Source organism: Pseudogracilibacillus sp. SO30301A, from assembly GCF_037072025.1.
GTDB lineage: Bacteria > Bacillota > Bacilli > Bacillales > Amphibacillaceae > Pseudogracilibacillus.
Window position 1 is genome coordinate 41,545 of sequence record NZ_JAXHDD010000014.1, and the last position, 26,860, is coordinate 68,404.

The window sequence follows — 26,860 nt, forward strand, 5'->3', positions numbered from 1 at the left end:
TAATATTTTCTGCTTAGCCAACTGAATATTCAGTATACTATGTTTCTTATCAACAACTTAGAAGATTACCATTGAAATAGAAAGGGTGGGTTTATTGGAAAAATATACAACTAGTACGGCATTTTTAGAAGCATTACAGGAAGCTGGTGTGGATTATCTATTTTCAAATTTCGGCAGTGATCACCCAGCTATGATTGAGGCACTTGCTTCAGCAGAAAGAGAAGGAAAAGAATTTCCAAAAGTTATTACATGTCCTCACGAAATGGTCGCTTTAAGTGCAGCGCATGGCTATGCACAAGTGACCGGAAGACCGCAAGCAGTTATCGTACATGTCGAATGCGGCACTCAAAATCTAGGGGCGGCAATTCATAATGCATGGAAGGGTCGTGTACCTGTTCTAGTATTTGCCGGAACGTCACCATTTACACAAGAAGGGGAACTATTAGGTAGTCGAAATGAATTTATTCATTGGATACAAGATGTACCAGACCAAAGAGGAATTGTAAGGGGATACATGAAGTATGATAATGAAATTCGTACCGGAACAAATGTGAAGCAAATGGTACATCGTGCATTACAAATTGCACAATCTGGACCTAAAGGACCGGTGTATCTTGTTGGCGCCCGTGAAGTAATGGAAGAAGAAACGCCTCAGGTAACAATTGATACAAGTCTTTGGAAGCCTGTTGAACCAAGCGCAATTGCACCAAAAAATATTGCGCCATTTATCGAAGATTTAAAACAAGCTGAACACCCTTTAGTCGTAACTTCTTATATCGGTAGAAATAAACAATCTGTAAGAGAACTAGTAAGATTCTGTGAAAAAATGGCGATTCCTTTACTTGAATCAGTTCCAAATTACATGAACTTTCCATCTGACAATCCGCTCCATATGGGTTATCAATGGAATACACCGAGACAAAATGATCTTCTTGCACAGGCAGATTTTATTCTCGCTATTGATAGTGATGTGCCATGGATTCCATTCAAAAATAAACCTGCAGATGATGCAGTGATTTATTATATCGACGAGGATCCTCTAAAAGAAGGCATGCCACTTTGGTATATTCCATCAAGACGCTTTTTTAAAGCAGATGCTGAAACCGCTTTAATGCAATTAAATGAAGTTTTGGAGACCGCTGAAATTGATGAAACAAAAATAGAAAAGCGTAGAAAAAAGATAACAGAAATACATTTAGAGCAGAAAAAATTGCAAAAAGAAGCAGAGAAATTCCCAGAAGATGCACTAACATCGGAATATGTTCTAGCCTGTATAAGGGATGTTGTTGATGAAGATACAATTGTAACAAATGAACTGATTTCAAGTTATCAAGCATCTTACACACATTTAAATATGACTAAACCGGGATCAATAATAGGAAGTGGTGCTGGTGGACTTGGCTGGAATGGTGGTGCTGCAATTGGTGCTAAACTAGCTGATCCATCCAAAACAATTATTAATCTAGCTGGTGACGGTTGTTACATGTTTAGTGTCCCTTCAACAGTTTATTGGTTAGCAAGACGATATGATGCACCAATATTAACAGTGATTTTCAATAACCGTGGCTGGAAATCACCGAAATTATCTACATTAGGAGTACATCCAGATGGAATTGCAAACGAGACAGATCGATTTTTTATAGATTTCACCCCACATGCTGATTTATCCAAAGTGGCTGAAGCAGCTGGTGGAGCATATGCACGTAAAGTAGATAATCCTGAAGAAATGAAAGCAACACTTCAAGAAGCTTTAAAAGCTGTAAAATCCGGAAGATCAGCTGTGTTAGACGTTTATTTACCAGCTATTAAACAAGAACAATAAGAAAAGGAGACTGGGGATCATGCAACAGTTTGAAAAAACAAACAAATGTTATATTAACGGAAAATGGGTTGAAGGAGATAGCGGTCGTTCATGAAAATAGAAACCCATGATGATTCATTAATTACGGAAATCAAAATTACTTCAAGAGCACAAACAAAAGAGGCTTTTGAAGTTGCTAATGAAGCTCAAAAAGAATGGGGTAATTCCACAGCAGAAGAACGATTAAATGTTATTAAAAAAGTAATTGAATATTTCAATGAAAATAAAGAAGAAATTGTTAAACTAATTAGTCGTGAAACAGGTGGAACAGTAATAAAAGCTAATGTTGAATTTATGCTTGCAATGGAAGTAATTGAAGAAGCATTAAATTATGCTGAAAGACTTGACGAGGTAACAGAAGTTCCGGGAGATCCTGAAGGAAAGGTTAACAAAATTTATCATAAGCCTTTAGGAGTAATTTCTTCTATTGCGCCGTTTAACTTCCCGCTCAACTTATCTCTACGAAATATTATCCCGGGGATTGCACTTGGAAATGCTGTTGTGCATAAGCAAGGGATTGAAGTTGGGTTAGTGTCAGGTGTTGTCGTAGCAAAAGCATTTGAATATGCAGAGCTCCCTGCGGCTAAAAAGACTGCTTACCTTGTTTTTGAAGTAATCGAGCGAACGATAGACGCAGATGGACAGGCTCTTCTTATTCCTGAAATTACATTTGATACATATTGGACTTCACTAGACATCCGTGCCGATGAAGTTATTTCACTATTTCACGATCATGGTACAATGGAACAATTCCATAGTGAAATCAAAACAGAACTGGACTTGGAACGCCTGCCTTCCGGAAAGTTTGCGACCAATGATTTGGTTTTGCACTTAGGATTGGTTGCTTACAACTTGTTACGAATCATTGGACAGGAAAGCCTGCAGGCAGATGACCAGCCATTACGTAAGAAAGTTCAAAGACGCCGTATTCGAACAGTAATCAAGTCTATGATTACTATGGCATCAAAAATGATTTTTCATGCTGGTAGATGGGTCTTGAAAATAACGAAGACAAACCCGTGGCTGCCAACATTCAGAAGGCTATACAGCACATTTTCCTCAACTACTTAATAAAATAGCTTCAATTATTTGATAAAACAGCCTAAAATACCCATTACCAGTAAAAGTGCAGGCTTATTTGGCATGCCTTAAATAGGTGGATGTTTCATTATTAAGATTAAGCAAGTATCCTTGATGTGATATCAAAACATCTCACTGAAGAAAAAATTAAAATTAAGCTTGTTTCTAGTTAATCGGCACATTTGTCACGGATTTAGGATAAGAGATTAAAAGCAAAATTGACTGGTATGAGTCCGGTTGAATACCGAAAACAAACCAGCCAATTATCTCCTTAAAATTTAGTCTAACTTTAGGGGTCAGTACTATGGGGTACCGACCTCGATATTCGACACGGATACTGATATCTTTGAAGCAAATCCCTTAACACATCACCACTCGTAATTCTTCTTTATCATTTAGTACTTCCTCAATGTTGACATATTGATTTACTTCACCGCCGATTGAAATGCTAACTTTACGATGCGGAACCGCTTGTGGGTGAATAGACTCCACCCTTGCTTGGTAGTTGCATTTCTTCTCAATAATTTCAAACATCCAACCACTGTAAAATGCAGGGATGAAGCCTAACTTCTCTCCATTCACCGACATCACTACAACTGCTTTATGATCATGCGGATTTTCTGGATCTAAAGAAAATTCTACAATGTCTCCTACTTGGAGCTGATCAATCACCTGATCCCCGTTATAATAACGCCAACCTGCAACAAAAAAGTCCAAAGCAAAGTAGCTATTTTCAACGATGATTGGGGAAACGAACTCATAGGCATCTGTTGCTAAAATGCCGCCCGTAGCTCGCAAGACATCCATTTCTGTACACTCCGATGAAAGTCCTAATTCCTGAAGCACTAATTGATAATCCGGTCTCCGAGAGTCTGGTAACCGCCGTGCAAACGGTCCAAATAATGTAGTGGAAGTATAAGTCTTATTCGTATCTAGGAAAGCCAAATGAGGTCGATAGCCATTGTCCATAGCTTCTGCTAATTTTCTTCTATACCCCTCTTTTGCGTAAGAAAAGGTATAAATACCATCTTCATGAAACAACCTACCAACATGGTAACGTTGGCGAGTCTCAACATTTTGCCAAATCAGCCAAAGTTCAAACGGTCTCTTTCTCATACTTTCACGCTCCCTTCATACCAATTTAAAATCCATTCCTTCCGATACATTAAAAGGCGGACAATCCATTCTTTATCTAAATCACTCATTAGGTCGATTGATATATCACGAACAATCGTTACTATCATTTCCTCATTCAAATTATTTAACCCCATTATGATCTTTTCAAGTTCCTTAGGTAAACAGCTGTGAAGAAAGGATAATAACTCAAAATGCCTAGGTCGTTTTCTATCAGGCAATCCAATACTTGGCTTTCCTCGATTACAAAAGCCTGCAAGCATACGATCATCCGTCAGCATCTTTTCCTTTCTTTCAGTAAGCTCGTTAAAACCAAGGGAAGAACCATTGTCATAAATAGGCGCTAATCGCATTCCACTAGGTCCACTTAAAACGCCCCAATTATCACAATGCCGATCATTATTGGCAATCAATGCGTCAAACACCGGTATGACCACAAAATCCTTCTCTAAATTATACGCAGAAAGTATATCCAAGATGTGTGGTAACTCATAGTAAGCTAGCGAGTGTCTGTTAAAATCCTCAAACTGTGCTAAAAACAAGTCTCCACCTTCATACAATTCTTCCGTTCTGGCGCGAAAGTTCTTTGAGATTGTGCCAACCGCATCTTCATGTATAGCTAATTCCACCTCAGCTGTATGAAATCCCAAATGCGCACCAACTTTACTTGCCACATACTCTGCCCAATGTCCCCCTGTTCCTTCTGTGGGAATTTTGAAAAGATACCTTGTTGCATGTTCAGGATCCGCTCCGGGTTCAAACAACCAAAACTTTGTTCGGGTCCCTGATGCATGGCTTTTGATGTCTCGATTCCAGAGCGAGGTATCTATCATTTATCATCGCTCCTTCAACCAAAATCTTTACTATCTATTAGTATATAGATTATTTGTCTGATTGTCACCCAGAAAAACCGAGTAGGAGTCTGTCAAGTATTTACAGGGTTACTATTCACAGTCAAAAATTTTAGTTTTAAAGTCATGGGATGGATGTTACATTTATCATTAACATTTCACAAAGATGAGATAATACTGATATAATGGGGGATAAAGACAACGGTTGGTTAAGGGCTGAAACAAATTTGGTTTTACTTATAAGAGTAAGTGAATTGAGGGAATTTTTTGCTACAAATAGCAAATTAAGATAAGGAATGACTGGAATGATAAATACAGATGTAAAATTTATCCCGAACACTCCAAAAATAAATGTAAGAGAAGCTCAAGGAAAAGAGGCTTTTATCATTTTTATCCAGGGTATTCTACTGAATTCGTTAAAGATATTCTGCAATATTGGGGCCTTTCTAAAGATTCAGTTATTTTGGATCCATGGAATGGTAGTGGGACAACTACTGAAGCCGCAAAAGATTTAGGTTATCATGCTAAAGGGTATGATTTAAATCCAGTAATGATTATTATTGCTAAAGCACGAAATGTATCAGTATCTCAATACGAGGTGTTGAAGGAAATGCAAAGAGATTTCGAAGAGAAATTACAAGCTTTAGATCAACCGTCTAAGTTAAGTTTAAATAATGATCCGTTAACAGATTGGTTTGTGCCAGAAACAGTTGAGGTTATACGCGTTATAGAGTATTGTATCCAGTCTATTTCATTGGATTTCACTGAGAATGTACGTTTGTTTCACCATCTAGAAAAACTTGTAAAGATTACTTCAGAAACAGCATTTTTCTATGTTGCTTTGTTCCGTGTTTTGAAAGAGTTCTCTTCTTCATTTCGGTCTTCGAATCCTACATGGATAAAGAAGCCAAGACAAGAAAATGATCGTGCTTTTTTAGTAAAGAGTCAGTGATTTCGTGTTTTAATGATCAAGTAAATGAGTTGTTGGCTTTACTTTCGAATAAAGTTAATGACTTGAATGTAGAAACAGGTAGTATTTCTTTAGGACTTTCTAACTCAACAAATCTGATAGTAGAAGACGAGTCTGTTGATGCTGTCATTACCTCCCCCCCATATTGTACACGAATCGATTATGCTGTTTTAACTAGTTTAGAGTTAGCGCTCTTAGGTATAAATGATGATGATTTAGCAACGTTACGTAGAACATTAATTGGTTCTCCTCTTACACATCCTACTGAACCTGAAATTAATGTTGATTGGAGAAATTTATGTTTAACCACTATAAATCGAATCAAGAGGCACGAATCTAAAGCATCTGATACTTATTATCTACGTACATATTTACAATATTTTGATGGCTTATATAAATCTTTAATTGAAATTGATAGAGTTTTAACAAGTAATGGAAAATGTGTTATTGTAGTTCAAGATTCTTATTATAAAGATATTCATATAAACATAAACTTAGCTGAGATTGTCTCTGAAATGGCTACTTCACTAAATTGGAAACATACTAAACAGCTTAGTTATACCTCTAAACAAAGTATGTCCTGGATAAATACGAATAGTAAAAAGTATAGAAATATAACGAAAGATAAAGAAACAGTTTTATTCTTTCAAAAGGAGTTAAATGATATGACTAAGGAATCAAAAGTATCGCCAGCTGAACTAATTCAAATTGTGGATTCAAAAATTGATTTAGTTAAGACTCGTACATTAGACTTATCTTTTAATGAATTACTTGATATGTATGAAGATGATGAATTAGAAATAAGCCCTGAGTATCAAAGGCTTTTTCGGTGGTCAGAAGAGAAGCAGTCTCGATTTATTGAGTCATTGATTCTTGAAATGCCCATTCCACCTATCTTTGTTATAGAAGTAAAAGATGGGATTTATGAATAAATTGATGGATTGCAAAGGTTGTCGTCGTACTTACATTTTGAGGTGCTTTAAAAAAGAATATTGATGAAGAGCAATCATTTTTACTATTAACTGGTTGTGATATTGTTCAAGAGTTAAATGGGTATTCATACAATACATTACCAAAAGCATTACAAATTTGGCTAAAACGAAATTTTATAAGAGTAGAGGTAATTCGAAGAGGTAGTGATCAGAAACTAAGATATTATATGTTTAAGCGCCTAAACACTGGTGGAGAAGAGTTGAGTGAGCAAGAAATAAGAAACAGTACAATTCGATTATTAGATAATACTTTTAATGATTTTATTATTCAATTAAGTAAAAGTGAGGACTTTAAAATATGTATTGCCAATCTATCTAGAGAGCAATATGATCAGAAGATTGATCAGGAGTACGTCCTTAAATTCTTCGCATTTAAAAATAATAGAGAAGAGTATCGAAAAAACATCGCACCATTCTTGACAGATTATATGGAAAAGGTTGCTGATAGTCAACTAGATAAAGATAATAACGAAATATTTGATTATCAAGAGGAAGAAAAAATTTTTAAAAAGACATTTGCTGTTTTAAATAAAGCGCTTGGAGAAAATGTTTTTGCAAGAGTGAATAAAAAAAATAAAAATTTTATCATTTCATTATCGCCAAACCATTTTGATGCATTTACAATGGGAATTCAAAAATACTTAGATTTACTGAAACCTGAAGATCAACCAATGATGGAAGAATTAGGACAATTATTAAAAGATATAAAAAGTGAGGACGAATTTATAAAGGTTACCGGTGGTGGTGGAAAAAATACTGCAAATTTCTTAAGAAATAGAATTGAGTATGTTGAAAACAAAGTAGGTGTGTGGATACGTGAACGAGGAAAAGCTTCTTGATATTCGGGCACAACTTGAAGAAGAATTAACGTGGAGACGTGATGAAATTCGGTTGTTGCATAATCAATTGGGATATGTTTTGGAAGATGATCAAAAGCGGTTCAGAAAAGCTCTTATTGTAATGTTATACTCACACTTTGAAGGGTTTTGTTCAACCGCTTTTCAAATTTATATAAAAGCAATCAATGAGGAAGCATTAAAAAGAAAACAATTGAATAATAATCTTGCTGCTAATTCTTTCGCGGATGTATTTAAAGCTTACGAAAATCCTCATTTAAAAACAAAAGAATATAGAAAAATATTTAAAAATGATCCTCCTGAAGAAAAGGCGATTGAAAAGTTTTCCAGACAAATATATTTTGTTGAAAATCTAAACCAATTTTGGTAAGAACCTGCTTTTATTTCTGATGAAATTATTAATACAGAATCAAACCTCCGTCCCAATAAATGCTAGTAAATATATAAATATAATTTATATATGCAATACTAATTTACCCAGCATGGTAAAATATAAGCAGCGAGGTGAAACAACATGAAAACGGGTGTAGCGAATGTGCCACTGCACGGTGGATTTTGTCCGCCGTGGTTATTTAAAAAAATGCGGGATCTTGGTGCAACGATTATTGAAGTAATTGTAATGGAATATGGTACAACAGAAGTATTGAGAAGGCTGTCAGATCCTGTTTGGTTTCAGTCATTTGGTAGTGTATTAGGGTTTGATTGGCATTCATCGGGATTAACAACGGTCGTATGTGGGGCTCTTAAGGAAGGGCTTAGAGATGCTCAAGGGGAATTAGGTTTATTTCTTGTTGGGGGAAAAGGGAAAGCATCAAGGAAAACCCCAACTGAAATTATCGAAACAGGAGATAAATATGGTTTATCCAATGATTTATTCGCTTTACAGCAAACGAGCCGAACAGTGGCAAAAGTAGATTCCGCAGCGGTGCAGGATGGATACCAGCTATACCATCATTTCCTTGTGTTTGATCGGGATGGAAATTGGACCGTCATCCAACAAGGAATGAACAGTAAAAATCGGTATGCTCGCCGATATCACTGGTTAAATGAAGACCTCACTGATTTCACAAGAGATCCGCATAAAGCAGTGTGTGGAACGAAGGAAAAACACGTACTTAATTTAGTTGCAGGAAAAAATGAGGCGACTAGGCTTGCTTCGGTGGAAATTTGCCAAGAAAAGCCGGAAGAAATTAAAAAAGTATATAATGCAATTGTGGAACATAATGGAAAAACAAAACAGGTGCCTGAGCAATTAAGTCTCTTTGAAGATCCGGATGATGGTCGTTTAACGCACGAACAAGCCGGTTCGATTATTACGATGCCTCCTGAGCATCCAATTCCATCTCCACGTTATTTGGATAAAATGTTATATAAAATGTATGACCATCCGCCGGAAACATATCGACAGTTATTGGAGCGAAAAGGGGTCGGGCCAAGCACATTGCGCGCATTAGCTATGGTTGCAGAAGTGACACACGGTGCTCAACCGACGTTTCATGACCCAGTTCGGTATGCCTTCGCACATGGCGGGAAGGATAATTTTCCGTTTCCAGTCTCCCGTGAGGATGTGGATCACTCCCTGTCTGTATTGCAAACAGTGATTGAAAAGGGAAAAATGGGGGAAAAGGATAAATTAGAATCCCTCAGGAGACTTGCAAAACAACAAGAAAAACTCGTAACCAATTAAATGTACAATTTCATTCAAGTAATATTTTCAACCAAAGACAAATGAAAGTGATGGTTAAAAATTTAAAAAAGAAGTAATCACACTAGTCTGGATGATTACTTCTTTTATACGTTGTATATAGTGGAACAAAAAGATCTTTATGTTTTTTTCTTTCATTATTCAATTAAAAGTTCTGGGTGAACTCACTTATCAGTGGTTGGTTTTTGCCTTAGGATGTATTTGTATCGTTGCTTTTAATGCTTCCGCATAAGCTTTGATGTTTAAAAAATTATTTCCAGCGGTAGAAGAAAAACTTGTATCTATCACTATCGCCAGCTGGGAAGTTTAAGGAATGGAAGTAATTAGTGCTACAATTAAAGCATAAAAGCAAAAAACTATGATTCGCTGTTTATTGACTAGACACTGTAAAAAAACATATACTTAAAATACAGAAACCGTTTTCTTTATATGAACAATACTATTTTAAAATCCTCTAAAACTTCATTTAAATTGCATATTCAATACTTTTAAAACCTATTATTTGATGTAAAATTATTTTATTTTTCCTATATAGATAGGAGTAGAATTCTATGTCTAAAACTGCTAAAATTACCGATTTGATTTTTGAATTGTTTCACTTACATTTTCAGTGGATTATATATACCTTAAAGGGGTTCGTCATTGCTGGATTATTTCCTTCTATAGCAGCTATCTTTGCTGTTATTCGGCATTGGCTGCTAAAAGGAAGAACAGAGATGCTTACCAAATTGTTCAAACAATATTATGATGAAAATTTTAGGGTTGCTAATATTTTTGGATGGAGCGTTTTATTGATTACTCTTGTAGTTATTACAAATTTTATATATATGTCTTATTATCCCGAAAATATCCGCCTAATTATGTATGCTATCCTAGTATTTATGTCCATTATTTTGTTTATTATCTGGGTATATTTGTTCCCGACCATCGTTCACTATAAGTTATCTAATCATGATTTATTTCTTGTCATGTTAAAAACAGGATTTTCTTCTATATTAGGTCTGGTGTTACAAATCATTTTTATTGGGATCCTTCTTTTGATTATATTTAGATTGCCTGCTCTTCTTCTCTTTTTTGGCTTAACACCATTAGCGTTTTTTCAAATGATGGTTAGTATAAAGATATTTAATAAATTGAATTAGATAAATTAAGTATTTATACACTTTAGGTCTTATATTATAGAAACCGATTTCATGGAAATGCCACCATCCACCCAAAATAATGGTTGATTTTTTGTTATAAGTCTCTTATACTTTAATTGAAATCGCTTTCTTAAAACGATTTTGGAAACCGGTTTCCAAAAAGGTGTTTGTTTTCCTGCTAGATCTTACTTATTAATTTATTTCCTGAAGGAGGTGCAGGGAGAGTAATCCGATTATAAATAGTTTTTGGAAGTTATTTGTTAGTCACTCAAAAATAAATATGGGGGTTTAATGATGAAAAGTACGAAACGATTATTTACTTTATCACTAGTTCTGTTCTTAGCATTTTTCTTGGTTGCCTGCAGTAATGGGGATAAGGATGAATCAAGTAAAGGTGATAAAAGTTCAGGTAAAGATATTACATTAAACTTTTGGACATTTGGTGCGACCGGGTATGAAGAACTAATAAAAGAGTATGAAAAAGAACATCCGAATGTGAAGGTTAAATTTAAAACCTCTGAGAATGCCGATCATCATGATTCTTTGTTTACTGCAATGTCTGCAGGAACTGGAGCGCCAGATATTGCTATGATTGAAGTTGATCAGTTAGATCGTTTTAAACAAGCTCAAGACCGTTTTGTTAATTTATTTGAGTATGGTGCTGAAGATATTCAAGATCGTTATCAGGATTGGGCTTGGAATACTGGACAAAGTGTAGAAGGAGATTTTATGTTTGGACTCCCGACTGACATCGGACCAAAAGCATTATATTATCGTACAGATGTGTTTGAAGAAGCGGGATTACCAACTGATCCGGACGAAGTTTCCACTTTAATAGATTCTCCTGAAGCGTTAAAAGATGCTGCGATAGCGGTTAAAGAGAAAACTGGGAAGCCATTTGTAGACAGTATGGAGATGGCGTACAGAGCCTATCTAGATGCAGCGCCAGAAACCCATCTAAATCCTGAAGGTGAATTAATAGCCGATAAAGAAGGAAGCCTTGTGAAAAAAGCGTATGATTTTGCTGTAGAATTAAATGCAGAAGGCTTGGTTGGAAATTACGAAATGTGGACCCCAGAGTGGGCGAACGCAGTAAATAATGGAGATTTTGCAGTAGAGCTAGGACCAGGTTGGCTAAAAGGCTGGATGGAAGGAAATGCTCCTGATGCATCAGGATTGTTCCGGGTTGCCACTTTACCATCAGAATTTTCCGCAAACTGGGGCGGTTCATTCCTAACAGTTCCAGCAGAAACAGATCATCCTGAAGAAGCATATAAATTTATTGAATGGCTAACATCTCCTGAAAATCAACTAGAATCTTTCAAGAGTCATGGGTTATTCCCTTCTGCTCCAGAAGTATATGAAATGGATGAGTTTAAAACAAATGAAGATGAATTCTTCGGTGGACAGGTAACTTCTGTTGTGTTTGGTGAAGCAGCAAATGATATTACAGAAGCTGTCTATAAGGGCGAGAAATATGTATCCGTAAACAATGAAATTCTCACTGCGCTTACAAACGTTCAAGAAGGTGCTGATCCAGATAAAGAATGGGATGAAGCTATACAACGCGCTGAGGACCTAGTAAGTCGATAAAGTAGGATTTTGTTCAGAGAAAAAACCAGCATGGCGGCTAGGGGCATGCCTCCACCATCTATCATGAAAAAGGTTTCTTTTGAAACTGCTTAATAACATAATCAGTCCTGTCTAGCTCCAGTGCTAAAGCCATAGCATATCTTTTTGGTGGGGCGAGCTTTAGCGCAGTCCCAAAACTTCGAGTTGCTCCACTAGGATAAAGAAGACTTGCCGAACGAAGTGAGGCTTAGTCCACTTATACCCTTGCGGTGAAAGTTAACTTCGGTTCACTGACGTTACCGTGTTTCCTTTATCTCCGTTGCGAAGCACTCCAGTTTGTACGTTGCTAAACGGGCGCTTGCGCTTTTCTTAATTACTGAGGATATGGTGCTTTCTAGAAGTGCCATATCCAATTGTTTATAGAAACGAGGTGGAAGAATGGGATCGCTAAAAAAGAAACAAAAAAGTAATAAAAGATATTTATCTGAAGAGAAAAAGGATATGATATCAGGATATCTATACGTCTCACCGTTTTTTATTATTTTTATTTTAGTTGGTTTGTTTCCAACGTTATTTAGTTTTTATTTGGCATTTCAAAATTGGAATGGTTTTTCACCAATGGAATTCGCGGGATTTGATAATTTTAGAATTATCTTGACAGACTCGCTTTTTTGGAAGTCTGTATACAATACAATTATTATGGGACTATTAGGAACGGCACCTCAATTAGTTGTTGGAATAATTTTAGCGTTTCTATTAAATCAAGCATTATTGCGTTTTAAACAATTTTATAGAGTTACAATTTTTATGCCCTATATCACATCAATGGTCGCAGTTGCATTAGTATTCAGTGTTATCTTCAGTAATCAAGATTCTTCCATGGCGAATTATATAATAGGTCTATTTGGATTGGATCCAGTAAATTGGGCCACTTCGGAATGGGGTACTAAAATAGCGATCTCTCTTATGGTCTTTTGGAGATGGGTCGGATATAATACCATCATCTATCTTGCAGGGCTGCAGAGTATTTCTAGTGAATTATATGAAGCTGCAACGATAGATGGAGCGAGTAAATTTCAGCAGTTAAGATATATTACAATGCCGCTTTTAAAACCATTTATTCTATTAACTGTTTTCTTTTCTACAGTAGGGGCATTACAGTTATTTTCAGAGCCCACGGTATTTTTAGGTCAGAGTGCATTTACTAGAGATGAGGCTATGACGATTGTAATGTATTTATATCGTGATGCTTTCAGACTACAGTCATTTGGTACTGCTTCAGCAACAGCTATTATTTTAGTTATCTTTATTGCCGTATTAGCAGCAATAAATTTATATGTAACTTCCGGAATTGGCAGGAAGAGAAAAAGGGGTGTAAGTAAATGAAACAAATTGATATAAAAAGGTTTACATTAGGCAAGGTGTTGATGTACGCATTTTTATCCCTTGCATCTCTTTTATCCCTGTTTCCTTTTTACTGGATGTTTGTTATGGCGACACGCCCAAGCTCAGCATATAATTCAATACCTCCTACGATAACACCTGGTAATATGTTAGTTGAGAACTTTCAAAAGGTATTACAGCAAATCGACTTCTTTGGTGCGATGTGGAATTCTTTCATTCTTTGTACCGTCGTAACGATAGTCGTGTTATTTATAAGTTCCTTAGCTGGCTTTGCATTTGCAAAGTTTAAATTTCCAGGGAAAAATGGACTTTTCATTGCAATTTTATTAACAATGATTATACCACCTCAGTTAGGATTAATTCCGCAATATTTGATTATTGCGAAGGCTGGATTATTAGATACGCTGCAAGGAGTTATGATTTTATCGTTTTTAAATCCATTAGGAATATTTTTAATGAGACAATATATAAGTGAATCGATTTCAGATGAATTAATTGAAGCTGCGAAATTAGATGGAGCCTCCAATTTAAAAATTTATCGGAAAATTGTGCTTCCGATTATTCTCCCTGCTTTTGCAACATTAGGCATTATTGTATTTACCTCGGTTTGGGGAGAATTTTTATGGCAGTTTACAGTATTACGAGATCCAGAAATGTATACGATACAGGTGGCTTTGGCTTCACTGAATAATACATTTAAAGTGGACTATGGTATGCTCTTGTCGGGTGTATTTTGGGCAACTATTCCATTGGTTATTATATTCCTTTTGTTCAACAAGCTATTTATAGCAAGTATTACGGATGGAGCTGTTAAATCATAACTATGAGTGGATGTTCAAAAAGTCCGGTAAAAATGGCACTGCGAACTTCTGCGTTGGCTTGCTTTTCCGCTCCTCATGTACCCACTGACGTACATTCCGGTGCTCTAAGCTTCGCCGCCTTGAATTTCGACGAACAGGTTGTGCTAGTGTCGGCGCCCGAACAGGACGTTTCGACGTTAGCCGACCTAGGTCTTTTTTTATCCACCTTTTGAACATACACTATAATTTTTCTTGGTATTGAGGGGATGAAATGAAAATAACAATTAAAAATATTGCTGAATTAGCCGGTGTTTCACCATCAACTGTTTCAAAAGTAATGAATAATTATAGTGGTGTTAGTGAAGAAACGAGAAAGGCTGTAATGGATGTGATCAAAGAAAATAAATATCAGCCCACATATACGGCTAGAACACTAACTACCAAAAAGTCCAAGCTAATTGGTTTAATCTATGCAGGTGAGATAAATGTAGATTTCACCCATCCATTTTTTAATGAAGTTATTACTTCCTTTAAAAAGACAATTGGAGCAATGGGCTATGATATTATCATGTTTTCAAATGAAAACTTTGAACATGGTGATGGTAGTTACTTAGCTAGATGTAATTATTATCATGTGGAAGGCTGTGTCATTATTGCAGGTGATGATATAGAAGAAGGTGTACAGGAACTAGTTAAAAGTGGAATTCCATGTGTTGGAATTGATATTGAATTAACGGGTCCGAAAGTCAGCTATGTAATGACAGATAATGTAAATTTATCTACCAAAGTTGTTCAACAGTTATATTTGGATGGAATAAGAGAAATTGCATACATCGGTGGCATGAGGGACTCTGCTGTTGCTCGGAATAGAAAAATAGGTTTTGTGAATGCGATGAAACAGTTAGGGATGGAAATCAATAAGGATTGGATGCAATATGGTGATTTTTATGAAGAGAGTGGCTATATCGCAATGAAAAAGCTTTTAAATAAAAAGCCATATCCTAAAGCTGTTTTTGCAATTGCTGATTTAATGGCCTTTGGTGCGTTAAGAGCAATAGAGGAAGAAGGGCTTCGCGTGCCTCAAGATATTCGAATTATTGGTTGTGATGATATAAACGCATGTCGATATAGTAGCCCAAAGCTTTCCACCGTAAAGCAATATAAAGATAGATTAGGTAAATTAGCTGCAAATGTATTGAATGACTTAATATCTGGCAAAAAGCAAATAGAGCCAGTTTTGATTGACTCAAAGTTAATTATAAGAGAATCCTGATATCGCAGTAACAAGTGTAAAAGCCAAAATTAATAATGTAGGGCAAATACAATAAATGAATGTATAAAAGAGGATGTTCAAAAAGTCCGGTAAAAATGACACTGCGAATTTCGCACGAATGCTTGTTTCTCCGCCGCTCATGTATCTAAATGCATACATTCCGCTGCTCGAAACTGCGCCGCCTCGAACTTCTTGGTCCTTTTTATCCTCCTTTTTGAACACGCACTAAAAGGGTGGCATTCTAATGTGTAAAGTAACAGACAAAAATGAATTTATCATGGAAGACTTTCAGCGATTTCACCCCTTTTCAAGTTTTCTGCCAGGGATTGCTGGAGAAAATGGAATTCCGCTTTGGGCATTTTATGTTAACCGCGGACAAGCAATGGCGGGCTTTGGTATACGAGATAAAGATGCTTCCATTACAGAATTTTTTCCGGCAGATAAATCGTATCAAATGGTTCCACTTCAAGGCTTTCGTACTTTTATAAAAGTGCGTACAAAGGATGGTCATTTTGTTTTCGAACCATTTTCATTTATTCGTGATAATGAAACAGTAAGTGAAAAATTAACAATAGCAGAAAATCATTTAGAACTTGATTATTATAACGAAAAGCGTGGGTTGACGTTGACTGTGGAATATTTTACCCTTCCTCAAGCTCCTTTGGCGGGTCTTGTAAGGGAAGTGCAATTAAAAAATATTCATAATGAGGCACTGGATATTGAAATAGTTGATGGTTTAGCAACTATTTTGCCTAGTGGTCTACCTCATGCTGCTTATAAGGAATTAGGAAATACTTTAAAAAGCTGGTTTGATGTGGAAACAGTAGATAATCAGTTTAATTTTTATCATTTACGTGGAAGCACGGAGGATAGTGCTAGCGTTTCAGAAATACAGGAAGGAAACTTTTATGCTAGTTTAACTGTTATAAATGAGAAAGAAGAAATAGTCAAGCCACTGTACGATCGTGCGCTAATTTTTGGAAATGATCTTACGCTTCAGAACCCTGCAGCTTTTCATACGCAATCTATTTCTTCAATTAGAGAGGAAAAACAAGTGCCCACGAATAAAGTGTCAGGTGGCTTTACAACCTTAAACAATAAAATAGTGCCTGGGGATACACTTCGTATTGTATCTCTAATTGGTTATGGAGAAAATCGGGAAACAGTAAAAAAATTTATAGATGAAGATTTTCAATATGAAAAGATAGTTAAATATAAAAGTATTGCCAAAAATATCAGTAAAAAACTGACTCGTGTTGTGGAAACGAAAACCGCCGAACCCTTATTTGATGCTTATGTTAAGCAAAACTATTTAGATAACGGATTACGTGGTGGATTTCCAGTACTTTTTGAAAATAAAGAAAGTCAAAATATATTTTATCTCTATTCCCGAAAGCATGGAGATTTAGAGCGAGATTACAATTTTTTCTCAATCAGTCCAACATTTTATTCTCAAGGTAATGGAAATTATCGTGATATAAATCAAAATCGTCGTCTTGATGTCCTGTTTAATCCCAAAATAAAAGATTATAATATTAAGCATTTTATTAACTTAATTCAACTTGATGGCCATAATCCCCTTTTGGTTAAAGAAATCCGATATAGCTTAGATTCAAGTAAAATTGATTTCTCTAAATATGGAATATCAAAGCAGAACTGCAAGAAATTAATAGAGTTATTTTGCGCCCCCTATGCTCCTGGGGATGTTTTGAAGTTTGTAAGCGATCAGTCTATTCCCCTCTCCGTCTCATTTGAATGCTTTTTAACCGATATACTTTCTGAAAGTGAAGAATCTTTAGAAGCAGAGCATGGAGAAGGTTTTTGGGTTGATCATTGGACATATAATTTGGATTTATTAGACAGTTTTTTAAAAATCTATCCAGATAAAACTAAGAGCTTATTTTTTAATACTCCGTATCGATTTTATGATAGTCCAGCTTTTGTCAATCCAAGAACAAAAAAGTATACATTAACAGAAAGTAAGCTTCGTCAGTACAATGCTGTTCAGGTTGATCACGAGAAACAGAAGAAACAAGAAGTGATGAAACAGCAATGGGTTAGAGGTCTTTACGGCAAGGGAAATATTTATGAAACAAACCTATTCTCTAAACTATTTTTACTTGTCGCAATAAAGACTTCTACAATTGCGCCGTTTGGATTAGGAATTGAAATGGAGGCCGGAAAGCCGGGATGGAATGATGCTTTAAATGGATTACCCGGGATGCTTGGTGCTAGCACATCGGAGTTGTATGAATTGAAAAGGCTTTTATTACAGCTGCAACGTATTTCTGATGTTTCAGTAGAAAAAGTAATTCTTCCTGAAGAAGCACGTGAATTAATAAATGGTTTGGAAATGCTCATTTGTCAATCTGATAAAAGTACGATGGAAGAGGAAGTAAAATACTGGAATGAAGTAACAGCTTTAAGAGAAGCATATCGTTCTTCGATAAAAAATGGTATTAGTGGGAAAAGCATGGAGTTACCGATAAAAGAGGCAATGAAGATAGTAGATGTTTTTCTTCAGCAAGTAGATCATGCATTAAAAAAAGTTGAAAGGTACACAAAACAAGGGCTTATACCGACATATTTTTATTTTGAAGCAGAAGTAGATAGCAAGAGTCCTTTTAAAGTTAATGAATGTAAACCACATGCAGTGACTCCATTTTTAGAAGGGATAGTTAAAAAGCTAAAGCTAAGTAATTCAGTAGAGGAAGCTAAAAGGATATATGAAGCTGTTCGCCAATCAGATATTTTTGACAAAAAATTAGGTATGTATAAAACTAGTATGTCTATTGCTGATGAACCAATTGAACTTGGCAGAGCTAAATTTTTCACACCGGGTTGGCTCGAAAATGAATCTATATTTATGCATATGGAATATAAATATTTGTTGGAGGTATTAAATAAAGGCTTAGCAGAGCAATTCTTTGAAGATATGAAAACTTGCTTCGTACCTTTTATGGATCCTTCAATATATGGTAGAAGTATTTTAGAGAATTCATCATTTATCGCTAGTAGCGCGAACCCAGATGCATCAATTCATGGAAAAGGATTTGTTGCGCGATTGAGTGGCTCGACTGTTGAGTTTTTAAATATGTGGGTGACTATGTTCATTGGTAAACAACCTTTTGCGTATGATAGGCAGAATGATTTACTCCATTTTCAGCTGCAGCCTACCCTACCAGGCTGGATTTTTAAGGAGGATGGAACTGTTTCATTTAAACTTTTTAGTTCCATAGAAGTAATATATTGTAATAAAAATCGTTGTGATACCTTTGGACAAGATGCTGTTAGACCAGGAAGTTATACAGTTGTTTATAAGGACGGTAGGAAGTATGAAATATTTGATTCTACAATCAATGGTTCTATGGCATATGATATTCGGAATAACATTGTTTCAAAAATAAGTGTAAAACTAGAAAGAGAAACATCGATAGAATGATTTGGAAATTGCAAATAAAAAGAAGACTTATATTTATTACATTTAAGTTGAACTGTAACGTTTTCGATAAGTAGATAAAAAATGTGAGAGCTCTACAGAAACTTTGTTTATCATTTATTCATTCTTCTTTCTTAAGCAATTGATAATCACTTTTGATATGAAATGAATACTAACTTCTAGGAAGGAAGAGATATTTATGAATAAGTATATTGCTTTTGATATTGGAGGTACAAATGTTAAACACTCAGTTTTGCTAGAGGATGGAACCTTTATTGAAAAAGGAAAATATAACACAAGGAAAGCTACGATAAAAGAGTTTTTGGATGATCTGACAGCAACGATTAAAGGTTATCTGCAAAAATATGAAATATCGGGAATAGCTATCAGTTTACCGGGTTTTGTCAATGTAGAAACTGGTTATACAGAAGATGCCGGCGCCATTACGATATTGAATGGAAAAAATTTAAAAACTCTTTTAGAGAATGAAATTTCATGTACCGTAGAAATAGAAAATGATGGGAATTGCGTTGCTTTGGCGGAAAAATTTAATGGAAATGCAATAAATTGTAAGGATTTTGTATGTATAACAATAGGGACCGGTGTAGGTGGAGGACTGTTTTTAAATAACAAGATATTCCATGGTCATACGTTTAGGGCTGGAGAAATTGGATATATGCTAACGCCACGAAGCCAAACTGGAAGCGAGATAATGAGTGATAATGGATCTACTTCGAGTTTGATAAGAAGCTATAAGGACTATAAAGGTTTAGATGAAAACGAAGTAGTAGAGGGCAAAGTTATTTTTCAAGAAGCGGAAAACAATGCGGAAGTTGCTTTACTTATAGACAAGTGGATTGAAGGAATAAGCTTCGGTGTTTTTAATATTGCTGGCACACTTAATCCGGAAAAAATCTTAATCGGCGGAGGGGTTAGTGCCCGTGAAGGATTTGCTGAAAAGATTAAAGAAAAATTAGAACTGCAAAAAGAATGGGAGTTTATCAAGGTTCCTATTGAAACGTGTAAACATAAAAATGACGCGGGTATGATTGGAGCATTGAAGCATTTTTTAACTCAAAATGATATAAAAAGTAAAAGCTTATATTAGAAACAGCACAGACTTTTCAGATATAAAATGTATTACTAAAGGAGAGAGACACAGTATGTTACATGAAAAACTTAAACCATTTCCAAAAAGCTTTCTATGGGGAGCGGCTTCTGCTGCATATCAAGTAGAAGGTGCATGGAATGCTGACGGGAAAGGTGTTTCAAATTGGGATGAATTTGTGCGGATTCCGGGTAAAACATTTAAGGGAACAACAGGTGATGTAGCTGTAGACCATTACCATCGTTATAAAGAAGATGTGAAATTAATGGCAGAAATGGGGCTTAAAACATATCGATTTTCTGTCGCTTGGACTCGTATATTTCCGAATGGAAAAGGTGAAGTAAATCAACAAGGAATTGATTTTTATAATAATTTAATCAATGAATTAATAAAGCATCATATTGAGCCGATTTTAACGATCTATCATTGGGATTTACCACAGACACTGCAGGATGAATATGGTGGTTGGGAGTCAAGGCAAATCGTAAAGGACTTTACAAACTATTGTATTACATTATATAAAGCATTCGGTGACCGAGTTAAATATTGGGTTTCCCTAAATGAACAAAATGTTTTTACTAGGTTAGGCTATCAATCTGCGATGCATCCACCTGGGATTAAAGATGACAAGTTATTTTATCAAGTTAATCACCATGCAAGTTTAGCCAATGCTTCCGCCATCAAAGAGTTTCGTAAATATGTTCCAAACGGAAAAATTGGTCCAAGCTTTGCTTATTCACCAGCATACCCCGCAACATCGAAACCTGAAGATGTTCTTGCTGCTGAAAATGCGGAGGAACTGACAAGTCATTGGTGGATGGATGTATTTGCTTGGGGTACGTATCCTATAGCAACTTGGAATTACTTAGAAAGAAAAGGGATTGCTCCACAAGTGGAAGAAGGAGACTTTGATCTGCTTAAAGAAGGGAAACCTGACTTTATGGGAGTGAACTATTATCAAACCACGACTTATGAAAAAAATCCGATAGATGGAGTTACGTCTGAAGGACGCTTTAATACTACAGGGGAAAAGGGAACAACAGAGGATACAGGTATTCCAGGCTTATATAAAACTGTTACAAATGAAAACTTAAGCACGACAAATTGGGATTGGAATATCGATCCAAAAGGTCTGCGTATTGGTCTAAGAAGGATTACTAATCGTTATAAACTCCCAATTTTAATCAGTGAAAATGGTCTTGGAGAATATGACATACTAGAAGATGACGGTTCAATAAATGATGATTATCGTATCCGTTATATTCAGTCCCATATTAAAGCTATTCAAGAAGCGTTAACCGATGGAGTAGAAGTTATTGGTTATTGTGTATGGTCATTCACAGATCTGTTAAGCTGGTTGAACGGATATCAGAAACGGTACGGTTTTGTTTATGTTAATCAACATGAGGAAGGAGAGCACGATCTACGTAGAATTAAAAAGAAAAGCTTTTACTGGTATAAAGATGTTATTGAAAGTAATGGAGAGGGTTTAGAGAAGGAATGAATATCTGGAAAAGTTACACGTATCACATCAAATGAAATAAAAGCTCGTTAAAGTTGGATATTGCTCTAACAATATTATAGTTACCTGTATAAATATCAAAAAACGATTATTCCGATTGCGGCCAGTTGTAAAGAGTGTGGAGAAGAAATGTACTTGGAGTATTACAGAGAGGTACATGGACAGGAATACAAATTTTCAGATATCCTCTAGTCTTGGAAAGGGAGAAAAGAATCGGGTTTTGCCAGGTTTTTCTTAAAGATAACGAGCAATTTTCAATATTTTAAAGTAAAACAGATGATACAGAAAAATAAAAAAGTGTTGCAGACTAAGAAGTGGTCTGACAACACTTTTTTATACATCACGTAATATTCTTCACTTCATTTTTCCGCTGTTTCATTTTCATTCCGATATAATATAAAATTCCTGTCATGAAAAAGGATTGTAGTAAAGGCATGCACCAAGTTGCTCAGGAATATGAGGAGCTAACGCTTTCCAAACAAGATCTCCGCCAAGTGCATCACTTTCCCAATAAATCGAGGTTGGTGCAGGACGTTCTGCAGATACCACGGAACCCCGATCGACAATTACTTCTAACGGACGAAATACACCATCATTTACAACATCACCGGAACTAGTAATGCTTAAAAATACGACTCTTACGGCAGTGACTAATGCGGAATAAGAACAGTTAATTGGACCAGGAACTTGTGGATGACTACCGCGAAAATCACAAATAAATTGATCATCTGAAATCGTTACTTTCACTTTTACTTGAAATGGTCCATTGCCAAAGCCGTCATTATCGATATAGTCACTTGCTTCAAAGGTTCCTTTTGGAAGTTTTTTCATTGCTTCCCGTGCTAGTATTTCTCCTTGATCTAGCAATCGATCAATCGATTGTAAAACAACCTTTGTATCATAACGTTCGCAAAGTTCGGTTATTCGTTTATGCCCGGTTTTTAATGTCGCAACTTGTGCCCATAAGTCACCAATTGATAAATCTGGCATGCGGACATTTGCCTTAATCATTTCAATCAAGGCGTCATTTACGACTCCTTTATTAATTAGTTTGATACATGGAAATTGTAGCCCTTCCTGAAATACTTCTGTTGCATCATTACTGAAGGAACCTGGGTCTTTACCGCCTACCTCTGTCCAATGGGCTTTTTTGTTGGGTGCCCTCCCACCAGGGTGAAGTAAGGAGTGATTTTTTATAAAACAATCCTTATTGGTTTGAAACATAATGTTAGAGACCCTTAGATTGATATTGGAATCCATTCGACTTGAGTCTTTTTAAAATATGAAGGATCAATCAATCAGAACACTTGTTTCCATTTCCGTTTTATGATACGATAGAGTTAAGGAAAGTCGGAACGCATATTTTAATTGGGAGTGTGATATAATGAAGGTGCTGGAAAAAGTGAGGTATAGTTTTAATGAGAGTAGTCCGAATATTCATTTAGTTAGGGAGGGGTCTCGGAGCTATACGAATCATGATTTGTTGTTTAAACAGTTAATTCGTTATTTTTTTAAGGATTTTATGGAAGCTTTTTTTCCGTATATTTATGAACAAATTGATGTAGAATCAGTAAGCTTCCTATCCGGAGAAGTTTTCACGGATATTATGAAAGGGAGTTCAAGAAGACTTGATATTGTTGTTGACACAAAACTAAAGGGTACAGGAGCAATTATTATTATACATATTGAACCGCAAAGCTCTGTGCAGCAGGATTTTCACAGGCGGATGTTTCAATATTATAGTTTCCTGTATAATGAATATCAAAAGCCGATTATTCCAATTGCGGTGTTTAGTTATGAAGAGAATTGGGAAAAAGATGATTTTAGTATCGATGTTTTGGATACAACTTATTTGTATTTTCGTTATCATACCCTACATTTGAAGAAGATGAATTGGCGAGAATATCTGAGAAAAAATAATCCCGTTGTGGCAGCATTACTTAGTAAAATGGGGTTTAAAGATGAAGAGCGCGTGCAAGTGAAGGTAGAGTTTATGCGGATGCTTTGGCGTTTGCAATTAAATGAAGCCGATCAGCGCTTAATATATGGATTTTTTGAAACATATGTAACATTAACAAAGGAAGAGGAGGCGAGATTTGTGAAGGCGGTAAAGGAATTTGATGGGTCAGAGGAAATATTTAATCTTCCAATTTCTTATGAAGAAAAGGGGAGAGAGAAGGGCCTCGAAGAAGGACGGAAAGAAGGAAAGAAAGAAGTAGCTCTGGAAATGTTAAAAGAAGGTATTTCCATAGAAATTATTAAAAGAACGACAAAGCTAACAGTGGATGAGATAGAAGAATTAAGAAAACAACTGTAATCTAAAGCTGATGTCGGAAGAGCGGATAAAAAGATTATCTCGTGGCATTTCTTCTGAACTAGGATGACAGACGACTCAACAATTTGTTGTATATTTCCTCGTTTGGAAAGAATTTTATCGTTTTCCGTCAGAAGATTCCATCTAATTGATGGTGTGGAAGAGATCCAATCGATCAGATGAGATGAACGTCGGTTGGCGTAAGCCAAAAATATTGAACTTTCTTCTATCTTTTGGTAAACCATAACTGCATTTGTCCTTTGAAATTTGGATATAAGGAGTGATTCTTATATTGGCTGGGCAAGATCCATACTTCTTTGATCCGCAAGCACGAATGATGGTGACTGCCGACGGATTTTATCGTTTTGCAGAATTTATGAAAAAATTAGTAGACAAGCATTGTGATGGAAGATTGGTATTATGCCACGAAGGTGATTACAGTAGAGCGTATTTACCATTTTGTGGCAATCGTAGAAGCGATGAGTTGGATTGAAACAGAGGCAGAGGATCCATTTATGGAGAAAAGGCAAGGAACATGGAGAATGTTCAAGTAGCAGTCGATATTGCATTGCTCTTACTTGGGGAAGCAATCGATGCCTTTTCTTATGCAGATGATTTAAATGGTGATATTGGTTCGCTTATTACGGGAACATTGGAATTAATCGAAGAAATTGGGTCAAGAGACGTTGATTAGTAATCATAAAATGGAAATATTTGAAAAATTATTAGCTCAGACAGACAATGATGTTTTCGATGGTTGGTCGGAATTGATTTGTTATCAATTTGTTTTGCTTTTTCAGATGATGAAAAATGTAGGGAACAGTTAAAAAACAAAATGGAATCAATGATTGAAGAAGATACCAATGACCTCTATTTGCAGTATGGAAATGAAAAATTGCTTCAACTGTTGTTTCAATTGATTGAGGGTTATGGTACAGAAGCCGAGGCGGAACAATTCATTCATGAACATTTACAATATTCCTCCTTTAGAGAGAAATTACTGAACAAGTACCTTCAATTTAAAAATTATGGGAAAATAATTGAATAAGCGAAAGAAGGAGAAAAACAGTATCAAGATTCTCTAAGACCATTATCTAAATGGAAAAAATTCCGCTATAAAGCATTGAAAACTTTCAAAAAAAGGAGAACAGAGAATCTTAGCAAAGGACTTTTCTTGGGTGGAGATTTTAATTATTATCAGGAACTGAAAGAATTGGCTACAAATAATCAAGATGAGTTTTATATAAACTTAAAGCTAGAATTAAAACAAGGGAAAGGATGGCACACCACTAAATTATTCCTTAATCTGATCGAGGAAGAAAATTTTCATAGAATAATTTTATGTTGACATTGTGTTAAAATGGACGTATCAAATTAGAATAGGAAGAATAAAATGAGTTGGCAGTTTTGGAAGAAAAAACAGGGTGAGCAAGTACCCGCAAAAGAGGAGGTTTTAAAAGAAAAGCTAGTGGGATTACGGGAAAAAATAGAAACCCTTGAAAATCAAATGAATAGAATGATACCAATTTAGTTTAAACACGGTAAAAATTTAGAAGAGAAAATAGAAGAAATCGTTTATTTCTTGACAGAAATTAAACGCGAGAATGATTTAGTCATTCAATATAAACATAAAGAAGAAAAAAAGGTTACACAAATCATTCATCTACTTGATGAACTTGATTATGTAGCATCAGAGTTGGATGACATCGACAAACGGTGGCACGTCGTGTTAACTCAATGGATTAATATTTTACTGAAAAATTTGAAGAATAGGAGTTTATCAGTTGGATATTGATAAGCCATTTGATCCTCAAATTGCAGAATCACTAGAAATGGTCGAGAAACATGAACTTACTACCTTATCAATAGTAGCCGACACTAGATAGGCTAAGGGATCAAATAGATTAGTAGTATAGTTCACTGGGGGCGTTACTGTCATAATATAGCCAAATGCATCATTTATTGCCTTGGCCGGGGGATATTTTAGTTTGATTTCCCGCTGGTACAAACAAAGGTAAGCCCAGTGCATTTTTGATTCATGATATAAGCTGATATAGAAGGAAATGCAGGTGATGGCATTTTAGTCGTGACGATAATATAAAAGGTCGGGATTCCGCTAATCTTGATTGCTCTGTCGGTTTAAGGGTTGATGACTTTATTTTTTGACAAAGGGAGAAAATCACATTATAGTAAGAGGGGAACGTATGATTCATTGGGGTTAATGTAACCACTAGTACAAATCAAGGAGATAAGTATTTATGAAATTATATGAGACTTTTGTTAGCAAGAAAAATAAAAATAATTTGCCTCCTTTTGAGGAAATTTCAAATGCAGAATTAGAACAATTATTTACCAAGGAAATGGTATCAGATAATCGAATTGCAGAATTGTTTGGCGTGAAAACTTCTAAAGTTACCTATAGAAGGAGAAAGAATGGGATTACTATTAGAAAGGGAATAATTGATGAAGTGCTAAATCCCAATACAGATAAAGGAAAGCAAATCAATCTGCAAATGAAAGAGGAGGTTTTTACAAAAGAAAATCTAGATAAAATATCAAAAGCTATTACTCATTTTGCTTTTAGAAATGGTCCTATAGAAGATATGCATGCCTACCCAAATAATCAGCTGTCAGAAAATGATATGAAGGTATTAAACAAATTTATGGTGAATCGCTTGGCGTATATTTTTGACTTAATTATAGATGAAAAGTGGCTAGAATTAGGTGTGTTGATTAATCATTTCAGTTTGTATGGTGAAGGTTGGGACAAGGCTGAACTAGAAGATGGAGGAAATAAAAAAATGGTTAGAAGGCTATTAGGGGAAAAGTAAAATTA

General features: G+C 35.6%; 24 protein-coding genes and 1 pseudogene. 22 read left to right on the top strand and 3 right to left on the bottom strand.

Annotation, left to right across the window (positions count from 1 at the left end; genetic code table 11):
• The first annotated feature begins 85 nt into the window (after positions 1-85).
• Both SPD89_RS09135 and SPD89_RS09140 read left to right on the top strand, forming a co-directional pair.
• Positions 86-1,822 carry a thiamine pyrophosphate-requiring protein gene (locus tag SPD89_RS09135; protein ID WP_336261644.1) on the top strand — a complete coding sequence of 579 codons (1,737 nt, stop codon included), beginning with the start codon at positions 86-88 and terminating at the stop codon, positions 1,820-1,822.
• Between the two features lie 90 nt (positions 1,823-1,912).
• Entirely contained in the window at positions 1,913-2,932 is a 1,020-nt protein-coding gene (locus SPD89_RS09140; RefSeq protein WP_336261645.1) for an aldehyde dehydrogenase family protein, read from the top strand.
• Positions 2,933-3,301: 369 nt separating this feature from the next.
• Here SPD89_RS09140 and SPD89_RS09145 read toward each other — a convergent pair whose 3' ends face one another.
• Both SPD89_RS09145 and SPD89_RS09150 read right to left on the bottom strand, forming a co-directional pair.
• On the bottom strand, positions 3,302-4,057 hold the full coding sequence (locus tag SPD89_RS09145) for an HIRAN domain-containing protein (protein WP_336261646.1): 756 nt from the start codon (positions 4,055-4,057) through the stop codon (positions 3,302-3,304).
• On the bottom strand, positions 4,054-4,908 hold the full coding sequence (locus SPD89_RS09150) for a HipA domain-containing protein (RefSeq protein ID WP_336261647.1): 855 nt from the start codon (positions 4,906-4,908) through the stop codon (positions 4,054-4,056). The genes SPD89_RS09145 and SPD89_RS09150 overlap by 4 nt, the downstream gene beginning before the upstream one ends.
• Before the next feature lie 343 nt (positions 4,909-5,251).
• Here SPD89_RS09150 and SPD89_RS09155 point away from each other — a divergent pair, with 343 nt between their 5' ends.
• The 13 genes from SPD89_RS09155 to SPD89_RS09215 all read left to right on the top strand — a co-directional run bounded on the left by SPD89_RS09155 (position 5,252) and on the right by SPD89_RS09215 (position 21,692).
• The gene (locus tag SPD89_RS09155; protein ID WP_336261692.1) at positions 5,252-5,878 is read left to right on the top strand and encodes a DNA methyltransferase; all 627 of its coding nucleotides are present in this window, start codon (positions 5,252-5,254) and stop codon (positions 5,876-5,878) included.
• Positions 5,875-6,828: a DUF262 domain-containing protein gene (locus tag SPD89_RS09160; RefSeq protein WP_336261648.1), complete on the top strand. Its 954-nt coding sequence runs from the start codon at positions 5,875-5,877 to the stop codon at positions 6,826-6,828. The genes SPD89_RS09155 and SPD89_RS09160 overlap by 4 nt, the downstream gene beginning before the upstream one ends.
• 260 nt (positions 6,829-7,088) lie before the next feature.
• On the top strand, positions 7,089-7,727 hold the full coding sequence (locus SPD89_RS09165) for a hypothetical protein (protein WP_336261649.1): 639 nt from the start codon (positions 7,089-7,091) through the stop codon (positions 7,725-7,727).
• Positions 7,705-8,115, top strand: a complete 411-nt coding sequence (locus SPD89_RS09170) for an MAE_28990/MAE_18760 family HEPN-like nuclease (RefSeq protein ID WP_336261650.1) — start codon at positions 7,705-7,707, stop codon at positions 8,113-8,115. Before SPD89_RS09165 ends, SPD89_RS09170 begins: the two co-directional genes overlap by 23 nt.
• Before the next feature lie 144 nt (positions 8,116-8,259).
• The gene (locus SPD89_RS09175; RefSeq protein WP_336261651.1) at positions 8,260-9,432 is read left to right on the top strand and encodes a DUF763 domain-containing protein; all 1,173 of its coding nucleotides are present in this window, start codon (positions 8,260-8,262) and stop codon (positions 9,430-9,432) included.
• Between the two features lie 569 nt (positions 9,433-10,001).
• Positions 10,002-10,592, top strand: coding sequence for a YesL family protein (locus tag SPD89_RS09180; RefSeq protein ID WP_336261652.1), 591 nt, complete (start codon positions 10,002-10,004; stop codon positions 10,590-10,592).
• A 294-nt stretch (positions 10,593-10,886) separates the two neighbouring features.
• Positions 10,887-12,185, top strand: a complete 1,299-nt coding sequence (locus SPD89_RS09185; protein WP_336261653.1) for an ABC transporter substrate-binding protein — start codon at positions 10,887-10,889, stop codon at positions 12,183-12,185.
• A gap of 417 nt (positions 12,186-12,602) precedes the next feature.
• Entirely contained in the window at positions 12,603-13,550 is a 948-nt protein-coding gene (locus SPD89_RS09190; RefSeq protein WP_336261654.1) for a carbohydrate ABC transporter permease, read from the top strand.
• The gene (locus SPD89_RS09195; RefSeq protein ID WP_336261655.1) at positions 13,547-14,389 is read left to right on the top strand and encodes a carbohydrate ABC transporter permease; all 843 of its coding nucleotides are present in this window, start codon (positions 13,547-13,549) and stop codon (positions 14,387-14,389) included. The genes SPD89_RS09190 and SPD89_RS09195 overlap by 4 nt, the downstream gene beginning before the upstream one ends.
• 250 nt (positions 14,390-14,639) lie before the next feature.
• Positions 14,640-15,641: a LacI family DNA-binding transcriptional regulator gene (locus tag SPD89_RS09200; protein ID WP_336261656.1), complete on the top strand. Its 1,002-nt coding sequence runs from the start codon at positions 14,640-14,642 to the stop codon at positions 15,639-15,641.
• 244 nt (positions 15,642-15,885) lie between these two features.
• Positions 15,886-19,083: a hypothetical protein gene (locus SPD89_RS09205; RefSeq protein WP_336261657.1), complete on the top strand. Its 3,198-nt coding sequence runs from the start codon at positions 15,886-15,888 to the stop codon at positions 19,081-19,083.
• A 196-nt stretch (positions 19,084-19,279) separates the two neighbouring features.
• Positions 19,280-20,188, top strand: coding sequence for an ROK family protein (locus SPD89_RS09210; RefSeq protein WP_336261658.1), 909 nt, complete (start codon positions 19,280-19,282; stop codon positions 20,186-20,188).
• A gap of 55 nt (positions 20,189-20,243) precedes the next feature.
• Complete coding sequence (locus SPD89_RS09215) at positions 20,244-21,692, top strand: glycoside hydrolase family 1 protein (RefSeq protein ID WP_336261659.1); 1,449 nt, start codon at positions 20,244-20,246, stop codon at positions 21,690-21,692.
• A 453-nt stretch (positions 21,693-22,145) separates the two neighbouring features.
• Here the strand turns inward: SPD89_RS09215 and SPD89_RS09220 are convergent.
• Positions 22,146-22,859 (bottom strand): annotated as a pseudogene (locus tag SPD89_RS09220) (hydantoinase B/oxoprolinase family protein); the annotation flags it as partial.
• Between the two features lie 235 nt (positions 22,860-23,094).
• On the opposite strand from SPD89_RS09220, the gene SPD89_RS09225 reads away from it, so the two are divergent.
• The 7 genes from SPD89_RS09225 to SPD89_RS09255 all read left to right on the top strand — a co-directional run bounded on the left by SPD89_RS09225 (position 23,095) and on the right by SPD89_RS09255 (position 26,855).
• A complete protein-coding gene (locus SPD89_RS09225) occupies positions 23,095-24,027 on the top strand; it encodes an Rpn family recombination-promoting nuclease/putative transposase (RefSeq protein WP_336261660.1) in 933 nt (310 codons plus the stop codon).
• 289 nt (positions 24,028-24,316) lie between these two features.
• Positions 24,317-24,517, top strand: a complete 201-nt coding sequence (locus tag SPD89_RS09230) for a hypothetical protein (RefSeq protein WP_336261661.1) — start codon at positions 24,317-24,319, stop codon at positions 24,515-24,517.
• Between the two features lie 42 nt (positions 24,518-24,559).
• Positions 24,560-24,718: a hypothetical protein gene (locus SPD89_RS09235; protein ID WP_336261662.1), complete on the top strand. Its 159-nt coding sequence runs from the start codon at positions 24,560-24,562 to the stop codon at positions 24,716-24,718.
• Between the two features lie 63 nt (positions 24,719-24,781).
• Entirely contained in the window at positions 24,782-25,072 is a 291-nt protein-coding gene (locus SPD89_RS09240) for a hypothetical protein (protein ID WP_336261663.1), read from the top strand.
• A gap of 345 nt (positions 25,073-25,417) precedes the next feature.
• Positions 25,418-25,555, top strand: a complete 138-nt coding sequence (locus tag SPD89_RS09245) for a hypothetical protein (protein WP_336261664.1) — start codon at positions 25,418-25,420, stop codon at positions 25,553-25,555.
• A 51-nt stretch (positions 25,556-25,606) separates the two neighbouring features.
• On the top strand, positions 25,607-25,819 hold the full coding sequence (locus SPD89_RS09250; RefSeq protein ID WP_336261665.1) for a hypothetical protein: 213 nt from the start codon (positions 25,607-25,609) through the stop codon (positions 25,817-25,819).
• A gap of 463 nt (positions 25,820-26,282) precedes the next feature.
• Positions 26,283-26,855 carry a hypothetical protein gene (locus SPD89_RS09255; RefSeq protein WP_336261666.1) on the top strand — a complete coding sequence of 191 codons (573 nt, stop codon included), beginning with the start codon at positions 26,283-26,285 and terminating at the stop codon, positions 26,853-26,855.
• Positions 26,856-26,860: the final 5 nt, after the last annotated feature.